Consider the following 4,253-nt stretch of genomic DNA (forward strand, 5'->3'; position numbering starts at 1 on the left):
CATTCCGAAGACTATGAAGAGCCTTGCCCGCTCAGAGGCAGGGCCGGAGGAGAACACACCATGATCCGCATCGCTCATCTGACGGCCGTCACCTGCGCCGTGCTCGGCACGCTCGCGCTCGGCACCGCCCAGGCCGCCGCCCCCAAGGACGGCACCTTCACGGGCGTCGGCCAGGGCCGGAACGGCGACATTTCGGTCGAGGCCGACTTCAAAGCCGGGAAACTCACGGCCGTGCGCGTCGTGAAGCACGGCGAAACGGTCGGGATTTCGGACGCGGCGTTGAAGGACTTCCCTGCCGCGGTCGTCGCGAACCAGAGCCTCAAAGTCGACGCCGTGACGGGCGCGACGATGACGTCCGAAGGCCTCCGCACCGCGATCACGGCCGCCATCACCGCCGCGGGCGGTGACCCCGGCGCCTTCATGATCGTGCCCGCCAAGAAGGCCGCCGCGAAGGACATCGAAAAGAAGGCCGACCTCATCGTGGTCGGCGCGGGCGGCTCCGGCATCTCCGCGGCGGTGAAGGCCGAGAGCCTCGGCGCCGACGTGATCCTCATCGAAAAGATGCCGGTGATCGGGGGCGCCACGGCCCTGAACGCCGGGACCCTGATCGCCACGGGCTCGCGCTACCAGCGCGAAGTGATGAAGGAAACGAAGGATTCGCCCGAACTCGCCGCGAAGGACATGTTCTTGGTCGGCAAGAACAAGAACGATCCGGTGCTCGTCAAAACCGTCACCGAACGCGTGGGCGGCGTCGTGGACTGGCTGATCGACGACTTGAAGATCCCCTACGGCCCCGCCGCGACGCAGTACCCGGACCACAGCGCGAACCGTCAGCTGGGCGTCACGGGCCGGTCGGTGAATTACCTCAAGCTCATGCGTGAGAAGTTCGAAGGCATGGGCGGCGAAGTGATGCTGCAGACCCGCGCCGAAACGCTCATCCAGGATGCGCAGGGGCGCGTCGTGGGCGTCAAGGCCAAGGGCCCGAACGGCGAAACGGTGACGTTGACCGCGAAGGGCGTGATCCTCGCGTCGGGCGGCTTCGGCGCCGTCAAGGACATGCTCCCCAAAGAAATGAGCAACTACGTCTTCTACGGGCTCGACAGCGAAACGGGCGACGGCTGGAAGATGGCGACCTCGATCGGGGCCGCGACGACCAACATGGACCTCGTCAAGATGTACCCGCAGGGCGTCGAAACCATCCCGGGGCACGGCCTTGCCGCCACGGCGTCCTCCACCGACACCATGAAGAAGACGGGCGCGATCTACGTGAACGTCAAGGGCGAACGCTATGTGGATGAAAACGCCGCGTTGGGCGTTCTGACGGACGCCACCGTCGCGCAGCCCGACCACATCGCCTACATCGTGATGGACGAGAACGCCTGGAAGGCCTACGTCGCGAAGAGTATGGAAGACAAGCTCGTGCCGTCCCCTGAGGCGCTCGATCAGTGGACCAAGATTGTCAACAACGGCAAGCCCGTGATGGTCGTCTCGAAGAGCCTTGAAGAGGCCGCGAAGACCATGGGCATCGACCCGAAGGGCCTCGCCGCCACGGTGAAGCACTGGAACGAGATGGTCGCGGCCGGGAAGGACGCCGACTTCGGGCGCAAGCTCTCGGGCGGGCTCGCCACCGACGGCACGTGGCGCATCGTCGAGCAGAAGGTCCGCTACCAGACGACCCTCGGGGGCCTCAAGGCCGACGCGGATCTGCGCATCGTCGACAAGGCCGGGAAGCCCATCCCGGGTCTCTACGGTGCGGGCTGCGTCGTGGGCGGCGCGAACGGTGCCGACAGCCTGACGGCGTTGATGAACTCCTGGGCGATCGTCTCGGGCGTGGTTTCGGCTGAAACCGCGGTGAAGGACGCCGGTATCAAGTGATCCCGATGACCGCGGAAGTGATCGTGTGAGAAGGGGTGGGCGGCTTCGTCGAGGAGCCGCTCATCCCTCCTGAGAGAAGGAAGGCCGGAGCCTCGGTAGGTTCCGGCCTTCTTTATCAAAGCGTCGCCGCGAACACCTTGTCCGCAATCTCCGCGACCGCCTCATCGAGCTCCCGCATCGTGGGGAAGGGTCCCAGAGGCTTCGCCCCGCAGTTTTCGATCAGCCACTGGTTCCCGGCGTTCTCGGGCGACCGGTCGAAGGCCTCGTCCTTGTAGCGGACGACGTAGAGGTCTTTGCCCGTGTGGTACGCGGATTTGGCGGCGTGCATGCTGCCGCCGCCTTCGGGCGTCTGCACGACGATCACGGCTTGGGAAAGCGCGGTCTGAAGCCGGTCCCGGGCGATCAAGGTCGCGGGGGTCGCCACGGTGCCTAAGGGGTATTCCGAGACGAAGAGCCCGCCCTTCGCGATGATCGTGTCGGCCAGGTCGAGGTGCTGCGGGGGATAGACGGTGTCGAGCCCGTTTCCCACCACTGCGATCGTGGGACCCTCCGCCGACGCCGCGCCCCAATGCGCCGCGGCGTCGCAGCCGAAGGCGAGTCCCGAGACGACGGTGATGCCTTCCTCGACGAGCTTCTCCGCAAAGAGCCGTGCGGCGGCCAGCGCCGGTTCCGCGGCGTTCCTCGTCCCGATGACGGCGACGCCGGGCTCAGAAAGAAGCGCCCGGTTCCCGCGGCCGTAGAGAAGGAGCGCGGGCTCGGGGTTGCCGTCGTCGTCGACCGCATGCCGGGCGCCGTCCGGAAAGTCTTCGTCCCAGTAGGAGACCAGGAAGACGCCCTGACGCTCGTACTCGGTGAGCTGCCCGCGCACCGTCACGAGACTCTGGAGGACGGCGCCCTCGTCGACCGCGGGCTTCACCGCGGCGAGCGCGGCGGGAAGTTCGTTGTTGCCGATGGGCGCAGTGAGGCGCTCGGCGACTTTGAAGACGGTCTTGGGGCCGATGCCGGGGAGGTTGAGGAGGGCGAGGATCTGGTGAGCGGAGAGCATGGGGAGCCTCTTTTGGGGTCTTTTTGGTGTGTGGTCGGGACGTGGTCGGCGCGGTATGGACGTGGTCGTTGCGTAGTTGTCGGAAGGCGCGGTCGTCAGTCTCGGCGTTTGGTCGACATCTTCACCATCCTATCGCGGCTCATCCTGTAGAGCACGTGGCGCGAGAGCCGGTCGTGGGGAGAAAGCGCCGGATGATCGAAGTCGTCCGCCGGGTCGTGGGTCATCCCGAGCCGGGCCTTGAGCGCTTCGGAGCGGACGTTCACCGCCGCCGTGAAGGCGACGATCTCCTCCAACCCCAACCGCTCCAACGTCGCGGCAAGGTCGGGCGAGAGCTCGATCCCTGTCCCCTTCAACACTTCCCGATCGGGAAGAAGTGCGGCGGCGAGGACAGAACGGGCGGCTTCCGTCGCGTAGCCCCGTCCCCAGAAGTTGGGGAGGAAGCGCCAGAGGATCTCGACGCGCTCGGGGGCGAAGGCGGGGCGCGCGAGCCCGACCACGCCCGCGAACGTCTCCCCCTCAGCACTGAGAACCTTCACGGTCCAGACGCCGAAACCGTCCCGCGCGTGCGCGGCGCGGATCCGCTCGAACCACGCGTCGGCCTCATCCGAAGTCAAGGGCCTCGGAAAGCAGGCCATCACCTGCGGGTCCGCGCAGAGGCGCGCGACGTCCGCCCGGTCGGCGTCCGTGGGGACGAAGAGCGCGAGCCTCGGCGTGCGGAGGACGGGGGAACGGGATTCCATCGTCATCTTCTCCATCAGCATTCCCCTGAGGTCACAACCTGCGCGTCCTTCGTGTCCTTCACGTCCTTCACACCCGAACGGCATCCGTCGGTCCAACGGCAGTCGCCGCCTTCCAACCGCCGGAGACCGGCCCGGCTCCCAGCAACGCATGCACCCGCTCGACGAGCCCGGTCGAAAGGGCGTCGGGCGTCAACACCTCGACGCTCACGTCCGGCCCCGCGGCGGGCGTGAGGTCGGAGAGCGTCATCCCGGTGAAGCCCCGCTCGGGGATCGCGCACATCAAGCGCACGCATTCCATCCGGTCGGCGGGCCGCACGGGTCGGGTCGTGACGCCGTACTTCATCATCGCGCGCATCACTTCGGATTCGACGGTCTTCAAGGGGCGGCGAAGCTTCGCGTCGCCCACGAGCCAGGTGCGGGACCAGTCGTCCGCCGTGCCCTCGTCCTTCTCCTTCGTTTCCACCAGGATCACGACGTCGGGCGCGTAGTGGGGCGGAAGCGGCAGTTGCGCGCGCGGAATTCCGGGGACGAGCCCTTCGGGGCGAAGACGCCAGGAGGTGGTGCGCAGAAGCTCCACCCCGTGGCGGTCGGCG

The 4,253-nt window shown here is 67.2% G+C and carries 4 protein-coding genes; 1 reads left to right on the plus strand and 3 read right to left on the minus strand.

What is annotated here, in order from left to right; genetic code table 11:
• Positions 1 to 60 precede the first annotated feature (60 nt).
• On the plus strand, positions 61 to 1,875 hold the full coding sequence (locus HMPREF9440_RS09985) for an FAD-dependent oxidoreductase (protein WP_040765636.1): 1,815 nt from the start codon (positions 61 to 63) through the stop codon (positions 1,873 to 1,875).
• Between the two features lie 115 nt (positions 1,876 to 1,990).
• Here the strand turns inward: HMPREF9440_RS09985 and HMPREF9440_RS10850 are convergent, their stop codons facing one another.
• From HMPREF9440_RS10850 to HMPREF9440_RS11590, 3 genes are all read right to left on the minus strand, one after another.
• On the minus strand, positions 1,991 to 2,920 hold the full coding sequence (locus tag HMPREF9440_RS10850) for a DNA processing protein DprA (protein WP_008543900.1): 930 nt from the start codon (positions 2,918 to 2,920) through the stop codon (positions 1,991 to 1,993).
• 95 nt (positions 2,921 to 3,015) lie between these two features.
• Positions 3,016 to 3,660, minus strand: a complete 645-nt coding sequence (locus tag HMPREF9440_RS09995; protein ID WP_216586080.1) for a GNAT family N-acetyltransferase — start codon at positions 3,658 to 3,660, stop codon at positions 3,016 to 3,018.
• Positions 3,661 to 3,727: 67 nt separating this feature from the next.
• Positions 3,728 to 4,253: hypothetical protein (locus HMPREF9440_RS11590; protein ID WP_172634310.1), on the minus strand; the 526-nt coding region annotated here is incomplete at its 5' end.

This window comes from Sutterella parvirubra YIT 11816 (assembly GCF_000250875.1).
GTDB classification, from domain to species: Bacteria; Pseudomonadota; Gammaproteobacteria; order Burkholderiales; family Burkholderiaceae_F; genus Sutterella; species Sutterella parvirubra.